The organism is Collimonas fungivorans (genome assembly GCF_028292705.1).
Lineage (GTDB): Bacteria > Pseudomonadota > Gammaproteobacteria > Burkholderiales > Burkholderiaceae_D > Collimonas > Collimonas fungivorans_B.
On record NZ_JAQGLV010000040.1, the window covers coordinates 14153 to 29178 of the forward strand.

At 60.6% G+C, this 15026-nt stretch carries 13 protein-coding genes; 7 read left to right on the forward strand and 6 right to left on the reverse strand.

Translation table 11 applies throughout. The features are described 5' to 3' along the window. Positions 1-61 precede the first annotated feature (61 nt). Both JWQ61_RS01935 and JWQ61_RS01940 read right to left on the reverse strand, forming a co-directional pair. Entirely contained in the window at positions 62-331 is a 270-nt protein-coding gene (locus tag JWQ61_RS01935) for a DUF4148 domain-containing protein (protein WP_304359029.1), read from the reverse strand. Between the two features lie 93 nt (positions 332-424). Then, positions 425-634 carry a hypothetical protein gene (locus tag JWQ61_RS01940; RefSeq protein WP_304359030.1) on the reverse strand — a complete coding sequence of 70 codons (210 nt, stop codon included), beginning with the start codon at positions 632-634 and terminating at the stop codon, positions 425-427. A 226-nt stretch (positions 635-860) separates the two neighbouring features. Between JWQ61_RS01940 and JWQ61_RS01945 the strand changes: the two genes are divergently transcribed. Continuing rightward, positions 861-1532, forward strand: coding sequence for a heavy metal response regulator transcription factor (locus JWQ61_RS01945; RefSeq protein WP_120235518.1), 672 nt, complete (start codon positions 861-863; stop codon positions 1530-1532). Further along, entirely contained in the window at positions 1529-2935 is a 1407-nt protein-coding gene (locus tag JWQ61_RS01950) for a heavy metal sensor histidine kinase (RefSeq protein WP_304359031.1), read from the forward strand. Before JWQ61_RS01945 ends, JWQ61_RS01950 begins: the two co-directional genes overlap by 4 nt. Positions 2936-2988: 53 nt before the next feature. Here the strand turns inward: JWQ61_RS01950 and JWQ61_RS01955 are convergent, their stop codons facing one another. The 3 genes from JWQ61_RS01955 to JWQ61_RS01965 form a co-directional block, all read right to left on the reverse strand. Then, positions 2989-3339, reverse strand: coding sequence for a cytochrome c (locus tag JWQ61_RS01955; RefSeq protein ID WP_304359032.1), 351 nt, complete (start codon positions 3337-3339; stop codon positions 2989-2991). A gap of 12 nt (positions 3340-3351) precedes the next feature. Further along, positions 3352-3672, reverse strand: a complete 321-nt coding sequence (locus tag JWQ61_RS01960) for a c-type cytochrome (RefSeq protein ID WP_014006510.1) — start codon at positions 3670-3672, stop codon at positions 3352-3354. A 407-nt stretch (positions 3673-4079) separates the two neighbouring features. Next, positions 4080-6311, reverse strand: a complete 2232-nt coding sequence (locus JWQ61_RS01965; protein WP_304359033.1) for a site-specific recombinase — start codon at positions 6309-6311, stop codon at positions 4080-4082. Between the two features lie 134 nt (positions 6312-6445). Between JWQ61_RS01965 and JWQ61_RS01970 the strand changes: the two genes are divergently transcribed. Continuing rightward, complete coding sequence (locus JWQ61_RS01970; protein WP_304359034.1) at positions 6446-7300, forward strand: MoxR family ATPase; 855 nt, start codon at positions 6446-6448, stop codon at positions 7298-7300. 5 nt (positions 7301-7305) lie between these two features. After that, a complete protein-coding gene (locus tag JWQ61_RS01975; RefSeq protein WP_304359035.1) occupies positions 7306-8475 on the forward strand; it encodes a VWA domain-containing protein in 1170 nt (389 codons plus the stop codon). Positions 8476-8522: 47 nt separating this feature from the next. Here JWQ61_RS01975 and JWQ61_RS01980 read toward each other — a convergent pair whose 3' ends face one another. Then, on the reverse strand, positions 8523-9362 hold the full coding sequence (locus JWQ61_RS01980) for a two-component system response regulator (protein WP_304359036.1): 840 nt from the start codon (positions 9360-9362) through the stop codon (positions 8523-8525). Between the two features lie 333 nt (positions 9363-9695). On the opposite strand from JWQ61_RS01980, the gene JWQ61_RS01985 reads away from it, so the two are divergent. The 3 genes from JWQ61_RS01985 to parC all read left to right on the forward strand — a co-directional run. Further along, on the forward strand, positions 9696-11687 hold the full coding sequence (locus tag JWQ61_RS01985) for a DNA topoisomerase IV subunit B (protein WP_304359037.1): 1992 nt from the start codon (positions 9696-9698) through the stop codon (positions 11685-11687). Positions 11688-11977: 290 nt separating this feature from the next. Beyond that, positions 11978-12844, forward strand: coding sequence for a lytic transglycosylase domain-containing protein (locus JWQ61_RS01990; RefSeq protein WP_304359038.1), 867 nt, complete (start codon positions 11978-11980; stop codon positions 12842-12844). Positions 12845-12858: 14 nt separating this feature from the next. Next, the coding region (gene parC / locus JWQ61_RS01995) for a DNA topoisomerase IV subunit A (RefSeq protein WP_304359039.1) at positions 12859-15026 on the forward strand (2168 nt) is incomplete at its 3' end.

The window sequence follows — 15026 nt, forward strand, 5'->3', positions numbered from 1 at the left end:
CTGTGTCAGCCTGCATGGCAGGCGGGTCGCCTGACCCGCGCCATGAAACCTGCTGCATGCATCAATGACCGGCATACACCGGGTCGATCTTCTGGTGCGATTCATCTGTCACCGGTTTCGATGGGGCCGCCATGCCGCCCTTGCTGCCATCGGCAGGAATCTTCGGGTAGTGGGCATCCGCCACCGACATCTGGCCGGCGGCGCGCGCCTGTTCCAGTTCGCGCACGACTTCGGCGCGGGTCTTGCCTGCCGCTGGCGCCGAGGATTGCGCCATGACGCTGCCGGCGGCAGCCAGCAGAACAACAACGAGGGACATTTGCTTGATATTCATCTGCATCTCCTATTCATCTGGGAACACTCCAACGCCTGCTTGCTGTACCAGCGCGGCAGCTGCGTCAGAGCAACGGGCGCTAAAGGCTTACGTTCAGGCACCGGAATAAATCGATTTTTTCGGACCGTCTTGCTTATGGTCATGCGTGCTGGACTTGTTCTTGCCGGCGGCTGGCTTGGCCGCTTCCTTTGTCGCTTCAGCCTTGGCCGGAGCTGCCGGTTTGTCGGCAGCGGGTGCCTGCGCCAGTGCGACGCCGCTGGCCGTGATCAGAGTCAGTACGGCAAATAATTGTTTAGCGTTCATTTCAACCTCCGGAAAATTAAGAAAGGATTCAACGACGCCGCCATGTGCAGAACCGCCTGGGCCGCATCGTTGAACCAAGTGTAGAAAGGAGACGGAAACCGGAAGGTGACGGCTGGATTACGCTTTTGTAATCCACCGCTGCGGGGTTCTGTAAGATAATCGCCAGTAATTGGCAGTAACCCGCGGCAACCCGCAGCAACAACACACGCAAGCAGAAGGGTGATACATGCGCATCCTGTTGGTGGAAGACGAGCCCAAGGCGGGCGAATACCTGCGCAAGGGATTGAGCGAATCAGGTTATGTGGTCGACTGGGTCCGGACCGGCGCCGACGGCCTGCACTGCGCCACCACGGAAGACTATGACCTGATCGTGCTGGACGTCATGCTGCCCGGCATGGACGGCTGGCAGGTGATCAGCGAGCTGCGCAAGACCCATTCGACGCCGGTGCTGTTCCTGACCGCGCGCGACGAAGTCGACGACCGCATCAAGGGCCTGGAGCTGGGCGCCGACGACTACCTGGTGAAACCGTTTGCATTTGCCGAACTGGTCGCCCGGATCCGCACCCTGCTGCGGCGCGGACCGATCCGCGAATCCGACCTGCTGCATATCGCCGACATGGAAATCGACGTCATGAAACGGCGCGTCACGCGCAACGGCGAACGCATCGACCTCACCACCAAGGAATTTTCCCTGCTGCACCTGATGGCCAAACGCCAGTCCGAAGTATTGTCGCGCTCGCTGATTGCATCGCAGGTGTGGGACATGAATTTCGACAGCGACACCAACGTCGTCGATGTCGCCATACGGCGCCTGCGCATCAAGATCGACGAGCCGTATGCGCCGCCGCTGATCCATACCGTGCGCGGCATGGGCTACGTGCTGGAGGACCGCACTTGAGGCTGCGTGCGCCGCGCTCACTGACCGTCCGCCTGGCGCTGCTGTTTGCGCTGGCGACCCTGCTCACGTTTACCATGGTCGGCAGCTATCTGTATTATTCGCTGGCGCGCCAGCTGGAACACCACGACGACCAGGAGCTGATGGGGAAAATCACCCTGATGCGGCACCTTGCGGCAAAGGCCAGGTCGGTGCAGGCGATACGCGACGATCCGCACTCGTTCATGGACGCCACGCTTGGCCACGACGACCTGCTGCTGATACTGCGCAGCGCCGACGGCGCGCCGCTGCTCGACACCCTGCCCGAAGCCGGCAGCCTGCCGGCGCTGCCGATGACTGCCGCTGGCCAGGAGCCCGATGAAAAAGCCCGGCGGAACCTGCGTACCTCGGCCGGTTTGCCGGTAAGGGCGACAGCGCTGTGGGCCAACATCGACAGCACCGGCGAAAGAGTGCAGATCATCGTCGCCCACAATACCAGCGACAGCATCGCCATGCTGGCCAGCTACCGCCAGCAGATACTCGGCGCGGCCCTGTCTGGCGCCATCCTGGCAGCCTTGCTGGGTTATGTGCTGGTGCGGCGCGGCTTGCGCCCTGCCCGCCTGATCGCGCAGCAGGCCCATTCCATCACCGCGCAGCGCCTGGACCGCGGCCTGGACGTCGCCAGCGCGCCGTATGAATTGCAGCAGCTGGTGGTCGCCTTCAACGGCATGCTGGACCGGCTGCACGACAGCTTCCAGCGCCTGTCGCAGTTTTCCGCCGACTTGGCGCATGACTTGCGCACGCCGATCAACAACCTGATGGTGCAAACCCAGGTGGCGCTGGCGCAGCCGCGTTTACCCGAAGAATACCAAGGGCTGCTGGTGTCCAACGTGGAAGAGTACGAACGGCTGGCGCGCATGCTCGACAACATGCTGTTCCTGGCGCGCGCCGACCATGCACACGTCGCAGTCGCCTTCGGGGAGCTCGACTGCCGCCTGGAACTGCAGCGCATCGCCGACTACTTTGAAGGAGTGGCGGAAGACAGCGGGGTCCGTCTGGAAATCGTCGCCTCCGGCAGCATACGGGCCGACGCCATGCTGTTGCGGCGCGCGATCAGCAACCTGGTGGCCAATGCGATCCGCTATACCGCCGCCGGCCAAGCCATCGTGCTGGCAGCGGCGCAGACCGAACAGGCAACCGTGATCAGCGTCAGCAATCCGGGCCCGCAGATTGCGGATTCGGCCATCCCGAGACTGTTTGACCGTTTCTACCGGGCCGATCCGGCGCGCAGCGACTCGGCTTCTTCGGCCGGGCTGGGGCTGGCCATCGTGCAGTCGATCATGAAACTGCATGGCGGCCGGGTCGAACTGAGCCGCAGCGCAGGCCAGATGACCGTATTCACGCTGTATTTTCCCGCGGACAGATGAAAAAAAACCACGCAACAATCATTGCGTGGTTTTTTTTGCGTAACTGATGAATCTTATTTTTCCAGCACCAGGGTCGTCGGCAAGCTATGCAGGTAAGCTGCAATATCTTGTATTTCCTGATGCGACAGCGTTTTTGCCAGGCCGCCCATGACCGCATTGTTGCGGCCGTTTGGACCATCGCCGCCGCGCTGGTAGGCAATCAGGGCGTGCTGCAGGTAATCTTGATGCTGACCGGCCAGGCGCGGAATATCCGGAGTGGTCGGGCTGTGAAAATCGGCGCCGTGGCAGGACGCGCAAGCATATTTTTTTGCAGCTGCAGCACCCGCTGCGATATTTCCCGCTGCGTGGGCATTCAGGAATGTGGCGGAAAGCAGAAACACCACGCCAGAAAAAATCTTTTTCATTATGTGGGTCCCTTATTTCTGCTGCGAATAATATGCCGCAATATCGGCCATGTCCTGATCAGACAGGCTGGCTGCGATACCGCGCATGGTTGGCATCTTGCGGTCGCCCTTTTTATAAGCTGCCAGCGCATTTTGAATATATTGCGCCGACTGGCCGCCAAGCATAGGCACTTGATAGACTTCCGGGAAGGTAGCTTTATAGCCGGGAATGCCGTGGCAGCCGATACACATCGATACCTTGTTTTCAGCTGCCTTGGCGTTGCCTACCACGTCCGCGGCTGCGGCCAGGTTGGCAAGACTCGCGAGCGCGAGAAGTGCAATTAGTTTTTTCATATTAGCTGGGTAATTTGTAGCGAAACCGGTTTAAGGAACCATGAAAAACCTGCCGCGTGTCCAGGCTGCGTGTCTCCCGCCGCCCCTGCGCCGCCTAATACAGTTTTCCTGCCCCTTTTACTGCGAACTTGCCGCGAATATTGCCTCAAATACTGCAGGAAATACAGCACGGGCAACAGATATACTCCATACGCCTTGCTGCATATACTTGCCAAGGTAGCCCTGCCCGACGCGAACTGCCGCCGCTACCCTACACCAAAACCGGCTAATTTTACCCCAAGAAACAGGCACAGTCCACGCCCGCCAATGCCAAAATCACGGCATTTGCGGGGCTAGGACAATCAATTTCCACTGGTTTGACCCGCTTTTGCCGGCGCTGCCGCCGCCAGCCGGGTGCGCCGGCCGTTTCAGCCGTGGCGGCTGCCGGGCTGACGCTGGCGCAGGGGGGACGCTTCCGACGGCGAAACGGGTTCAGCGGGATCGCCGTCGACGGCGTCGGCTGCGGCCGTATCGGCCTGCGGGACAGGCGCTGCCACCGGCGCCACCGGCCGTTCGGGGAACAGGAAAGAACGCGGCGAGGCACTGAAACGGCGCAGCACCGCCCGGAACACCAGCCGCCGGATGCGCGCCGGCACATCGCGTGCGCGCAAAGCCAGGGTCAGCGCACAGGCAAACGAGACGCCGACATTCAATACGGCGATGCTGGCGATCCCGGCTACCGCCAGCCAGAATTGCGGCGCCGCCAGCACTTCCCAGCCCAGGCTGCTGGCGGCGGCAGTCAGCGAGCCGGTGGCCAGCGTCACATGGCGCACATCCAGCGGCAAGCCGAAGAACTGCGCCAGCACCGGCGTCATCCCCAGCAACAGGCCAAGCGAGACATTGCCGGCAATCTGCGCCACGTTGCGGTCCAGCCAGCCAGCCCAGCGTTCGGCCCGCATCGCTCCCAGCACGAATACCAGGCGCCGCTGATGGGTCAGCGCTTCGCGCAGGCGGCGCAGGGCAAACCAGTTGTCGGCAAAACCCGAGACCAGGCTCGACAGCCACAGCAAGATCCCGGTGAAAGCAGCAAACAAGGGCGTCGGTCCGACCACCGACAGGCTGTGCAGGCTGGCGCTGGCGTGCTCGGCCGTCATCATCGGTGCATCGGTGGCCAGCATGATGGCGCCGGAAATCAGCAGCATCACGGGCACCACTCCCATCAGGTTGCCGAACACCGCCGCCGCTTGCGAACGCAGCAGCAAGGCGATTTCACTGAGCAAGGCGCGCAAGCCCTCTACCGTATCCAGCTGTCCCATCTTGGAGGCCAGCACCGGCGCCGTCACTGCCGGCTGTTTGGTGGCCAGCACGCCGCCGACGGCGGAAATCGCCATGAAACTGACGGCATAATTCAGGGAAGCGAACACACCCTCAAAGAAGCGCGCCGCGCCGACCGCCGATACCAGGGACTTGCCGAGCACGGTAAACGCCGTGATGACGCCGCCGCGCCCGGCTGCCTTCAGCATGGCGCGATATTCCTTGCTATCGCGGGCGATGTAATGTTCGCCGTGATCGGCGTTGCGCTCAACCATCTTGCGCGCCAGCAAAGAGAAGCTGCGCTGTATCAGTCCGCGCACCGAAGAGCGCTGATGATGGGCCGCGATCAGGTCGCCCAGCAGGGCCTGGATCTGCCCGGCGCCCGGTTGCCCGGCGCCCGTCTCGGCATCCCGGCTGGCCGCGCCGGTGCTGTAAATTACGGAACGCAGGTCAGTCAGCAGCGCCATCCGCGTCAGCTGCGCGCGCATGCGTTCGACCCGATAGACCAAGCTGACCGACACGCCATGCTCGTCAAGATGGGCATAGATCCTGTCGGTCTGCGCCTGGCACACGGCAATCAGCATGCGCACGCTGCGCAAGGCTGCGTCATCCCGCGGGCTGACATACAAATAGGTTTCCAGCTCGCGCCGCAACACCATGAACGGGGTTGCCTGCAAAGGCATCTTCGGGTCCAGCTTCTGGCGGAAGGCCTTGCTGATGCCGTCCGCCAGCACGGTCGCCGCCAGGTAGATCAGCGCCTCGTCGATCTGCTGCTGGTAGCTGTGGGCGATGCCGTCATCGGCAATCAGTTTCCAGATTTGCGCCACGCTTTGCTTGTCCAGCGCCAGTAGCCAGTCAGCGTCTTCCGGGGTCGGGAACAAGGCGGTAAACAAGGCGGACAAATCGGCCTCGAACGGCGGTTTCGGCAGCACCAGCTTCACCGCGTGTTCGGTCAGTTCGCTGAAGAACGCCGGTTCATGAGGCAGGCCGGTGGCGCAAAACAGCTCAGGGCCGGCCGCTTCACGCAAGGTTTTCTGCAATGTGGCTTGCACTACCCGGCGCACGTCGCGGTTGCTGTCCAGCCATTCCAGCAGGAAACGCAGGCGCTGCTGCTTGACCCGCAGCCTGGCGTCGTCGTCGAGCATCGAGACTTTGGGGACATGGCGCAGCCACTGGACAATATCGATGATCCAGTTGGCCCGTTCCTGCCAGGAATAAAACGGATTGGCGCGCCGCATCAAAGCGTCGACCTGGGTGGCGTGGTGCCGGCTATCAGCCTCCAGGTGCCGCTCGCCGTGTCGAAACCGGCGCCACATTACCCGCAGGCGGAGAAACAGAATTTTCATTGGCTATTCTTATAACAGTGAGGATGAGCTTGTCTCGTCATCAAGACAGCATGTTTTTGAGCCCGGGCCAGCCAATCGGCCATCTCGTTTATACTCGGCCTTGTTTACTCCCTTATTGCTTCCTCATCACGACAATGCGACCTGAGACACGTTTTGAAAGTTCCCCCAGTTACGTCGCCACCGACGACCTGAAACTGGCAGTCAACGCCGCCCTGACGCTGCAACGGCCATTGCTGATCAAGGGTGAGCCGGGCACCGGCAAAACCATGCTGGCCGAAGAAGTGGCCGCCGCCCTCAACATGCCCTTGCTGCAATGGCATATCAAGTCGACCACAAAAGCCCAGCAAGGCTTGTACGAATACGACGCCGTATCACGCCTGCGCGATTCGCAGCTGGGAGACGCCAGGGTCAAGGACATCCACAACTACATCGTCAAAGGTGTCCTGTGGCAAGCGTTTGACGCAGACGAACAAGTGGTATTGCTGATCGATGAGATCGACAAAGCAGACATTGAGTTCCCCAACGACTTGCTGCGCGAGCTGGACCGCATGGAATTTTACGTCTATGAAACACGTGAAATGGTGCGCACCAAGCACAGGCCGCTGGTCATCATCACTTCGAATAATGAAAAGGAATTGCCGGACGCCTTCCTGCGGCGCTGTTTCTTCCATTACATCAAGTTCCCGGACAAGGCGACCATGCAGGACATCGTCAATGTGCACTTCCCCAACCTGAAAAAAGACTTGCTGGCGCAGGCGCTGGAAACCTTCTACCAGGTGCGCGACGTCGCCGGGCTGAAGAAAAAACCGTCGACCTCGGAACTGCTGGACTGGCTCAAGCTGCTGCTGGCCGAAGACATCCCGCCGGAAGCCCTGCACAGCAGCGACGCCAAGGCGGTGGTGCCGCCGCTGCACGGCGCCCTGCTGAAGAACGAGCAAGATGTGCATCTGTTTGAACGCCTGGTGTTCATGGCCAGGAAAAACCGGTAAATCCCGTGCTGATCGATTTTTTCTTTACCCTGAAAGACGCCAAGATCCCGGTGTCGATCAAGGAATTCCTGCTCCTGCTGGAAGCGCTGCAGCGGAAAGTGATTTCGCCGACGCTCGATAATTTCTATTACCTTGCGCGCACCACGCTGGTCAAGGACGAAGCCCATTTCGACAAGTTCGACCAGGCTTTCGGCCGTTACTTCAAGGGCATCCAGACCGTCTTCGAGAAAAACGCCGAAATCCCGCTGGAATGGCTGATCCAGCGCATGAAACGCGAATTGTCGCCGGAACAGCAGGCGCAGCTGGAGAAATTCGGCTACGACAAGCTGATGGACCGCCTGCAGGAATTGCTGGAGGAACAGAAAGAACGGCACGAAGGCGGCAACAAATGGATAGGCACCGGCGGCACGTCGCCGTTCGGCCACGGCGGCAGCAACCCGGAAGGGATCCGCATCGGCGGCAGCGGCGGCAACCGCACCGCGGTCAAGGTGTGGGATGCGCGCGCCTACCGCGACTATGACGACGAGCGCGAGCTGGGCACGCGCAATATCAAGGTGGCCCTGCGCCGCCTGCGCAAGTTCGCGCGTGAAGGCATCGCCGAAGAACTGGCGCTGGACGACACCATACGCGCCACGGCCAACAATGCCGGCTACCTCGACATTAAGATGCGGCCGGAGCGCAAGAACAACATCAAGGTATTGATGCTGCTCGATGTCGGCGGCACCATGGACGACCACATCGCCCGCACTGAAGAGCTGTTCTCCGCCGCCAAGACCGAGTTCAAGAACATGGAGTTCTTTTATTTCCACAACTGCGTCTACGACTACCTGTGGAAAAACAACCAGCGCCGCCATGCCGAACGCTTCCCGACCTGGGATATCCTGCGCAAGTACACGCCGGACACCAAATTGATCTTTGTCGGCGACGCCACCATGAGCACTTATGAAATCCTGCAGCCGGGTGGTTCGGTCGAATACAACAATGAAGAGGCCGGGGCCGAGTGGCTGCAGCGTTTCACCAAGGCTTTTCCCAAGTTCGTCTGGCTCAATCCCGAACCTGAAGGCCTGTGGCAGTACCGGCAGTCGGTGGAAGTGATACGGCAGCTGATGAGCAACCGCATGTTTCCGGTCACCATGGACGGCCTGGAGCGCGGCATGCGCTTACTTAGCAAGTAATTCAGCAAGTAATTCAGCAAGTAACGCAGCAAATAAGCTATCCGGCCTTATCGCCGCAAAGACAGGAATTTCCCCAGCGCCAGCAAGATCTGCGGCTGTTCCAGGTGACGGCTGAGAAAGCCGTCGCACTCCACCTGCCGCGCCCGTATGTGGTCATAGGCAAAATTCTTGTCGATCAGGAAGATCACCGCAATTCTTGTATTTTTATGCTGATGCTTGATGGTGGTGCACAGATCGTAGGGATCGAAACTGGCCAGCTGCGGATTGATCAGCACCACTGAAATGATTTGGCGGGCATAAACTTCAGCCGCCGCATCCGGATTGCCGGCCCACTCTACCGGCACCACATGATGCGCCATGGCGACCGCCAGGTCGTCGCGGAACGTCGACTGGTTGTCGATCACCAGGATGCGGTCGCTTTGCGGCGGCTTGCTGCGCATGCGTTCGTATTCTTGCGGATCAGTCAGGTCGAGGTCGAGCCGCTCGCGCCGGCGCCGTTCCGGCACGTTGTTGGCCAAGGCGGTATCGGCGGGATTCTGCTTGGCCAGCATGATCAGGCGCCGCTCCATCAAGGTATCCAGCGCATCGAACAGCTTCAGCCAGCGGATCGGCCGCTCGACGGTGGCAAACGGCAGTTCCACGTTAGGCGCGCCGACCAGCAAGGCTGGCCGCAGATTGTTGGGCTCCACGTCGGCCAGGGTCGCCAGGGCTTTCAGGTCGTCGGCGTTGACCAGGTACAGGTCCGGCTCCTGCAGGCTGTCGGCAGGCAAGCGGAAATATTGCTTCTCGCGATTTTGCTCGACCGAAAAAGTAGCGTCGAAAATATTGACTTCGCGGGCCGAAAAGCCGATGAAGCGAATGGCGAATGATGCGTTATGATTTTTCATTTTTTTGTATGCCCCCTGCTGCACGAACATCGGCGAAACCATCATAGCAGCGCCATATTTAACTTTTGTTTTTATTATTGCACTGTGCAAAACAACAACATTCGATTGCTGGCCGCCAACAAAATCAACAGTTAAATCGGCACATCAGTCAGCGATTAAGCCTGCTGTCTCCCAGCGATATTTCTTTTCCCGCATCTTGCCTGCGCAACCGGACGGCTTTTTCATTAGAATGCGCAAGGGATAATAACGAGTAATCTCTGCCGTAATGGCAAACCAGTTCCAAATTAACAATAATTTACATTTAATAATTCACATTTAATACGACACATCTGAATGGCAACCAAAAAATCACCGCAATCTGACTACAGCGAATCGTCGATCCGTGTACTGAAAGGCCTGGAGCCGGTCAAGCAACGCCCTGGCATGTACACCCGCACCGAAAATCCGCTGCATATCATTCAGGAAGTGATTGACAATGCCTCGGACGAAGCGCTCGGCGGATTCTGCAAGAATATCCTGGTGACCCTGAATACCGACGGCAGCGTCAGCGTCGAGGACGACGGCCGCGGCATCCCGGTCGGCATGCATCCGGAAGAAAAAGTCCCGACGGTGGAAATCGTCTTCACCCGCTTGCACGCCGGCGGCAAGTTCGACAAGGGCAGCGGCGGCGCTTACTCTTTCTCGGGCGGCCTGCACGGGGTCGGCGTCTCGGTCACCAACGCCCTCTCCTCGCGCCTCGAAATCACGGTATGGCGTGAAGGCGGCGAACATCATATGGTGTTCGCCGACGGCGACGTGATTGAAAAACTCAAGTCGCGCCCGCTCGGCCGCGAAGACAGCAAGAAATCCGGCACCCGCGTCACCGCCTGGCCGAATCCGAAATACTTCGACTCGCCGGCCATCTCGCAGCCGGAACTGCAACGCCTGCTGCGCTCCAAGGCGGTGCTGCTGCCGGGTGTCAAGGTCACGCTGCTCAACGCCAAGAGCGGCGACAGCCAGACCTGGCAATACGACCAGGGCTTGCGCGGTTACCTGATGGAATCGCTGGCGCAGTCGTCGAACGCCGAACCGCTGATCCCGCTGTTCGAGGGCGAGCAGTACGCCAATGCCGATGCCGAGGGTTTCGCCGAAGGCGAAGGCGCGGCCTGGGTCGTGGCCTGGACCGAAGACGGCGCCATCGTGCGCGAATCCTATGTCAACCTGATCCCGACTTCGGCCGGCGGCACCCACGAATCCGGCCTGCGCGAAGGCTTGTTCGGCGCCGTCAAGAGTTTCGTCGAAATGCATTCGCTCCTGCCCAAGGGCGTCAAGCTGCTGCCGGAAGACGTGTTTGCGCGCGTCTCCTTTGTTTTGTCCGCCAAGGTGCTGGACCCGCAGTTCCAGGGCCAGATCAAGGAGCGCCTGAACTCGCGCGACGCCGTGCGGCTGGTGTCCACCTATACCCGGCCGGCGCTGGAGCTGTGGCTGAACCAGCATGTCGAGTACGGCAAGAAGCTGGCCGACCTGGTGATCAAGCAAGCCCAGAACCGTTTGCGCTCGGCGCAAAAAGTCGAAAAGAAAAAGTCTTCCGGGGTGGCTGTCTTGCCGGGCAAGCTGACCGATTGCGAATCCAGCGATATCAGCCGCAACGAACTGTTCCTGGTCGAGGGCGACTCTGCCGGCGGTTCCGCCAAGATGGGCCGCGACAAGGAGTTCCAGGCGATCCTGCCGCTGCGCGGCAAGGTGCTGAATTCCTGGGAAACCGAACGCGACCGCTTGTTCGCCAACAACGAAATCCACGATATCGCGGTCGCCATCGGCGTCGATCCTCACGGCAAAACCGACACTATCGATTTCAGCGGCCTGCGTTACGGCAAGATCTGCATCCTGTCGGATGCGGACGTCGACGGTTCGCACATCCAGGTATTGCTGCTGACGCTGTTTTTCCGCCACTTCCCGCAACTGATAGACCGCGGCAACATCTGCATCGCGCGGCCGCCGCTGTACCGGGTCGATGCTCCGGCGCGCGGCAAGAAACCGGCGCAGAAAATCTATGCGCTGGACGATGGCGAACTGGAAGCGATTGAAGACAAGTTGCGCAAGGACGGCGTCAAGGACAGCGCCTGGTCCATCTCCCGCTTCAAAGGCCTGGGCGAAATGAACGCCGAGCAGCTGTGGGAAACCACGATGAATCCGGATACCCGCAGGCTGCTGCCGGTTTCGCTCGGCAACTTCGACCTGGAAGCATCGGAAAACCGCTTCAACATGTTGATGGGCAAGGGCGAAGCCGCGGCGCGCCGGGCCTGGATCGAAGAACACGGCAATGAAGCAGAGGCTGATATCTAAATCAGCTACAGCGCGAGGCACAGCAATATATGGCGGTATGGCAACATTTTTGCCATCCGCCATGCGCGGCGGCGAAACGTATTATCATGGTCGCAGTTTCCAGGCTTTCCCGGCGCCACTGTCATGTTTTCCGGACAGCTGGCAGCCAGTCGACCATCCCCGTCGTCCGCCGCAACCATAGCGCAACCGCCCTGCTGCCCAGGGTTTTACCGCGGCTCATCGCCGAGCTTGCAAAGGATAGTGTTTTTAATGAAATACCGTAACAAACTAAGCTTGGCCTCCGATAGCAGATGAAGCAGCTTCGCCGTCATCTGGGCCAACTCCTCACCGCCACTCTGCTGACGTTTGCACTTCTGACCACGGTCGGCAGCGCACGCGCGGATATTTTCGGCTATATCGATGCCGACGGCATGGGGCATTTCTCGACTGAAAAGCTGGATAACCGTTATCAGCTTTTCATGCGCGGCGACGGCTTTTTCGATTCCTCCCGGCTGGCGGCCGGCGGCGCCAAGCCGCTCAGCCCGGCGCTGCGCGACAGCCCGCTGTTCCGCTACCTGTCGCAGCATCCGAACCTGAAAAAATACGAAGCAATGGTGGACCAGGCGGCGCAGGAATTCGCGCTGGAGCCGGCCCTGCTGAAGGCGGTGATGGCGGCTGAATCCGGCTTCAATCCCGCTGCGGTATCGCCCAAGGGCGCGATCGGCCTGATGCAGATCATGCCGGCCACCGCCGAGCGCTACGGCCTGACCGGCGACAGCAAGAAACCGGTCGAGAAAAAGCTGACCGACCCGCGCACCAATATCCGCCTGGGCGCCCGCTATCTGCGCGACTTGGGGAAACTCTATCCGGCGCAGCAAGAGCTGGTGATCGCTTCTTACAACGCCGGCGAAGGCGCCGTACAGAAATACAATAACAAGGTGCCGCCGTATGCGGAAACGCGCAACTACGTGCAGCTGGTGCGGCAGTTTTACCAGCTGTACCAGCCGGCATTCGCGCAATCCGCCGCCGGCGCCGAGGCCGGCCGCAAACCCAGTTTGAACCGCATCCGTCTGGTGATTCCCGGTCGCAGCAACATGCCTGCGGCCATCATGCCGGATATGTCTCCAATTCCGCCAGCTGCGGCGATACCCGCAACGGCAACGCCTCTTATCGAATAATTCTCCGACTCCTCATGACCGACCAAAACGATCTGTTTGCTACGCCAGATGCACCAACCCCGGACGCTGAATCCTTAACCCTCGCCACCTTCGCTGAACGCGCCTACCTCGACTACGCCATTTCGGTCGTCAAGGGCCGCGCCCTGCCTGACGTCTCCGACGGCCAGAAGCCGGTGCAGCGCCGCATCCTGTATGCGATGAGCGAACTGGGCCTGAACGCCGCCGCCAAACCGCGCAAATCGGCGCTGGTGGTGGGCGATGTGCTGGGTAAGCTGCATCCGCACGGCGACCAGTCGGTATATGACGCCCTGGTCCGCATGACCCAGGATTTCTCGCTGCGCTACCCGCTGGTCGACGGCCAGGGCAATTTCGGTTCGCGCGACGGCGACGGCGCCGCGGCGATGCGTTACACCGAAGCGCGCCTGATGCCGATCGCCCGTTTGCTGCTGGAGGAAATCGACATGGGCACGGTCGATTTCCAGCCCAACTACGACGGCTCCACCGAAGAACCGAAACTGCTGCCGGCGCGCCTGCCCTTCGTCTTGCTGAACGGCGCTTCGGGGATCGCGGTCGGCCTGGCCACTGAAATCCCGTCGCACAACCTGCAGGAAGTGGCGAAAGCAGCTGTCGCCCTGATCCGCAATCTCAACCTGAGCCATGCCGAGCTGATGCAGATCATCCCCGGCCCGGACTTCCCGGGCGGCGGCCAGATCATCACCTCGGCCAGCGCGATCTCGGAAATGTACGAAAGCGGCCGCGGCAGCCTGAAAGTGCGCGCCACCTGGAAGATCGAGGACCTGGCGCGCGGCCAATGGCAGGCCGTGGTCACCGAATTGCCGCCTGGCGCATCGTCGCAAAAGATCCTGGAAGAAATCGAAGAGCTGACCAATCCGAAAATCAAGCTCGGCAAGAAGACCCTGACGCCGGAACAGCTGGCGCTCAAGACCTCCATCCTGTCGGTGCTCGACACGGTGCGCGACGAATCCGGGCGCGATGCGCCGGTGCGCCTGGTGTTCGAGCCGAAATCGAAGAACCTGGACCAGACCGAATTCACCAACATGCTGCTGGCCCATACCTCGCTCGAAAGCAGCGCTTCGATCAACCTGGTGATGATAGGCGGCGATGGCCGTCCGCGCCAGAAGGGCCTGGGCATGATCTTGCGCGAGTGGATCACTTTCCGCTTCGTCACCATCACCCGCCGTTCGCAATTCAAGCTGCAGAAAATCGACGACCGCATCCATATCCTGGAAGGCCGCGAAGCGATCCTGCTGAATATCGACAAGGTGATCAGGATCATCCGCGAGTCGGATGAGCCGAAGCCGGCGCTGATCGAGGCATTCAAGCTGTCCGACCGCCAGGCCGAAGACATCCTTGAAATCCGCTTGCGCCAGCTGGCGCGCCTGGAGACCATCAAGATCCAGCAGGAACTGGCCGAGCTGCGCAATGAAAAAGCCACGCTGCAAGACCTGCTCGATAATCCGGCCTCGATGAAACGCCTGGTGATCAAGGAAATCGAAGCCGACCAGAAGCAATTCGGCGATGCGCGCCGCACCCTGATCGAGGCAGCGGAAAAAGCCGTGGTGGAAACCCGCATCGTCGATGAAGCGGTGACCGTCATCATTTCGCAAAAGGGCTGGGTGCGCGCACGCACCGGCCACGGCCATGACGCCAGCCAGTTCGGCTTCAAGGCCGGCGACGCCCTGTACGGCGCATTCGAGTGCCGCACCGTCGACAACCTGCTGACCTTCGGCTCCAACGGCCGCATCTACTCGGTATCGGTAGCGACCTTGCCCAACGCGCGCGGCGACGGCGTGCCGATCACGACCCTGATCGACCTCGCCAACGGCAGCAGCGTCATGCATTATTTCGCAGGCCCGTCCGACCTGATGCTGCTGCTCGCCAGCACCGGCGGTTATGGCTTCACCGCCAAGCTCGGCGACATGCTGAGCCGGGTCAAGGCCGGCAAGTCCTACGTCACGCTGGATGAAGGCGACCTGCCCCTGCCGCCACAGGCGCTGAGCGCCAGCGTCAGCGCCATCGCCTGCCTGTCGGAAAAAGGCCGCCTGCTGGTGTTCGGCCTGGACGAATGCAAGTCGCTCAGCAACGGCGGCCGCGGCGTGATCCTGATGGAACTGGAAGACAAGGAAAAACTGCTGGCGGCGCAACCGATCAGCCAGCGCGG

Bases quoted from the DNA above. Each gene is read 5' to 3' on its own strand.
- JWQ61_RS01935 (WP_304359029.1), bottom strand. From the start codon at position 331: ATGAATATCAAGCAAATGTCCCTCGTTGTTGTTCTGCTGGCTGCCGCC.
- JWQ61_RS01940 (WP_304359030.1), bottom strand. From the start codon at position 634: ATGAACGCTAAACAATTATTTGCCGTACTGACTCTGATCACGGCCAGC.
- JWQ61_RS01945 (WP_120235518.1), top strand. From the start codon at position 861: ATGCGCATCCTGTTGGTGGAAGACGAGCCCAAGGCGGGCGAATACCTG.
- JWQ61_RS01955 (WP_304359032.1), bottom strand. From the start codon at position 3,339: ATGAAAAAGATTTTTTCTGGCGTGGTGTTTCTGCTTTCCGCCACATTC.
- JWQ61_RS01960 (WP_014006510.1), bottom strand. From the start codon at position 3,672: ATGAAAAAACTAATTGCACTTCTCGCGCTCGCGAGTCTTGCCAACCTG.
- JWQ61_RS01965 (WP_304359033.1), bottom strand. From the start codon at position 6,311: ATGAAAATTCTGTTTCTCCGCCTGCGGGTAATGTGGCGCCGGTTTCGA.
- JWQ61_RS01970 (WP_304359034.1), top strand. From the start codon at position 6,446: ATGCGACCTGAGACACGTTTTGAAAGTTCCCCCAGTTACGTCGCCACC.
- JWQ61_RS01980 (WP_304359036.1), bottom strand. From the start codon at position 9,362: ATGAAAAATCATAACGCATCATTCGCCATTCGCTTCATCGGCTTTTCG.
- JWQ61_RS01985 (WP_304359037.1), top strand. From the start codon at position 9,696: ATGGCAACCAAAAAATCACCGCAATCTGACTACAGCGAATCGTCGATC.
- JWQ61_RS01990 (WP_304359038.1), top strand. From the start codon at position 11,978: ATGAAGCAGCTTCGCCGTCATCTGGGCCAACTCCTCACCGCCACTCTG.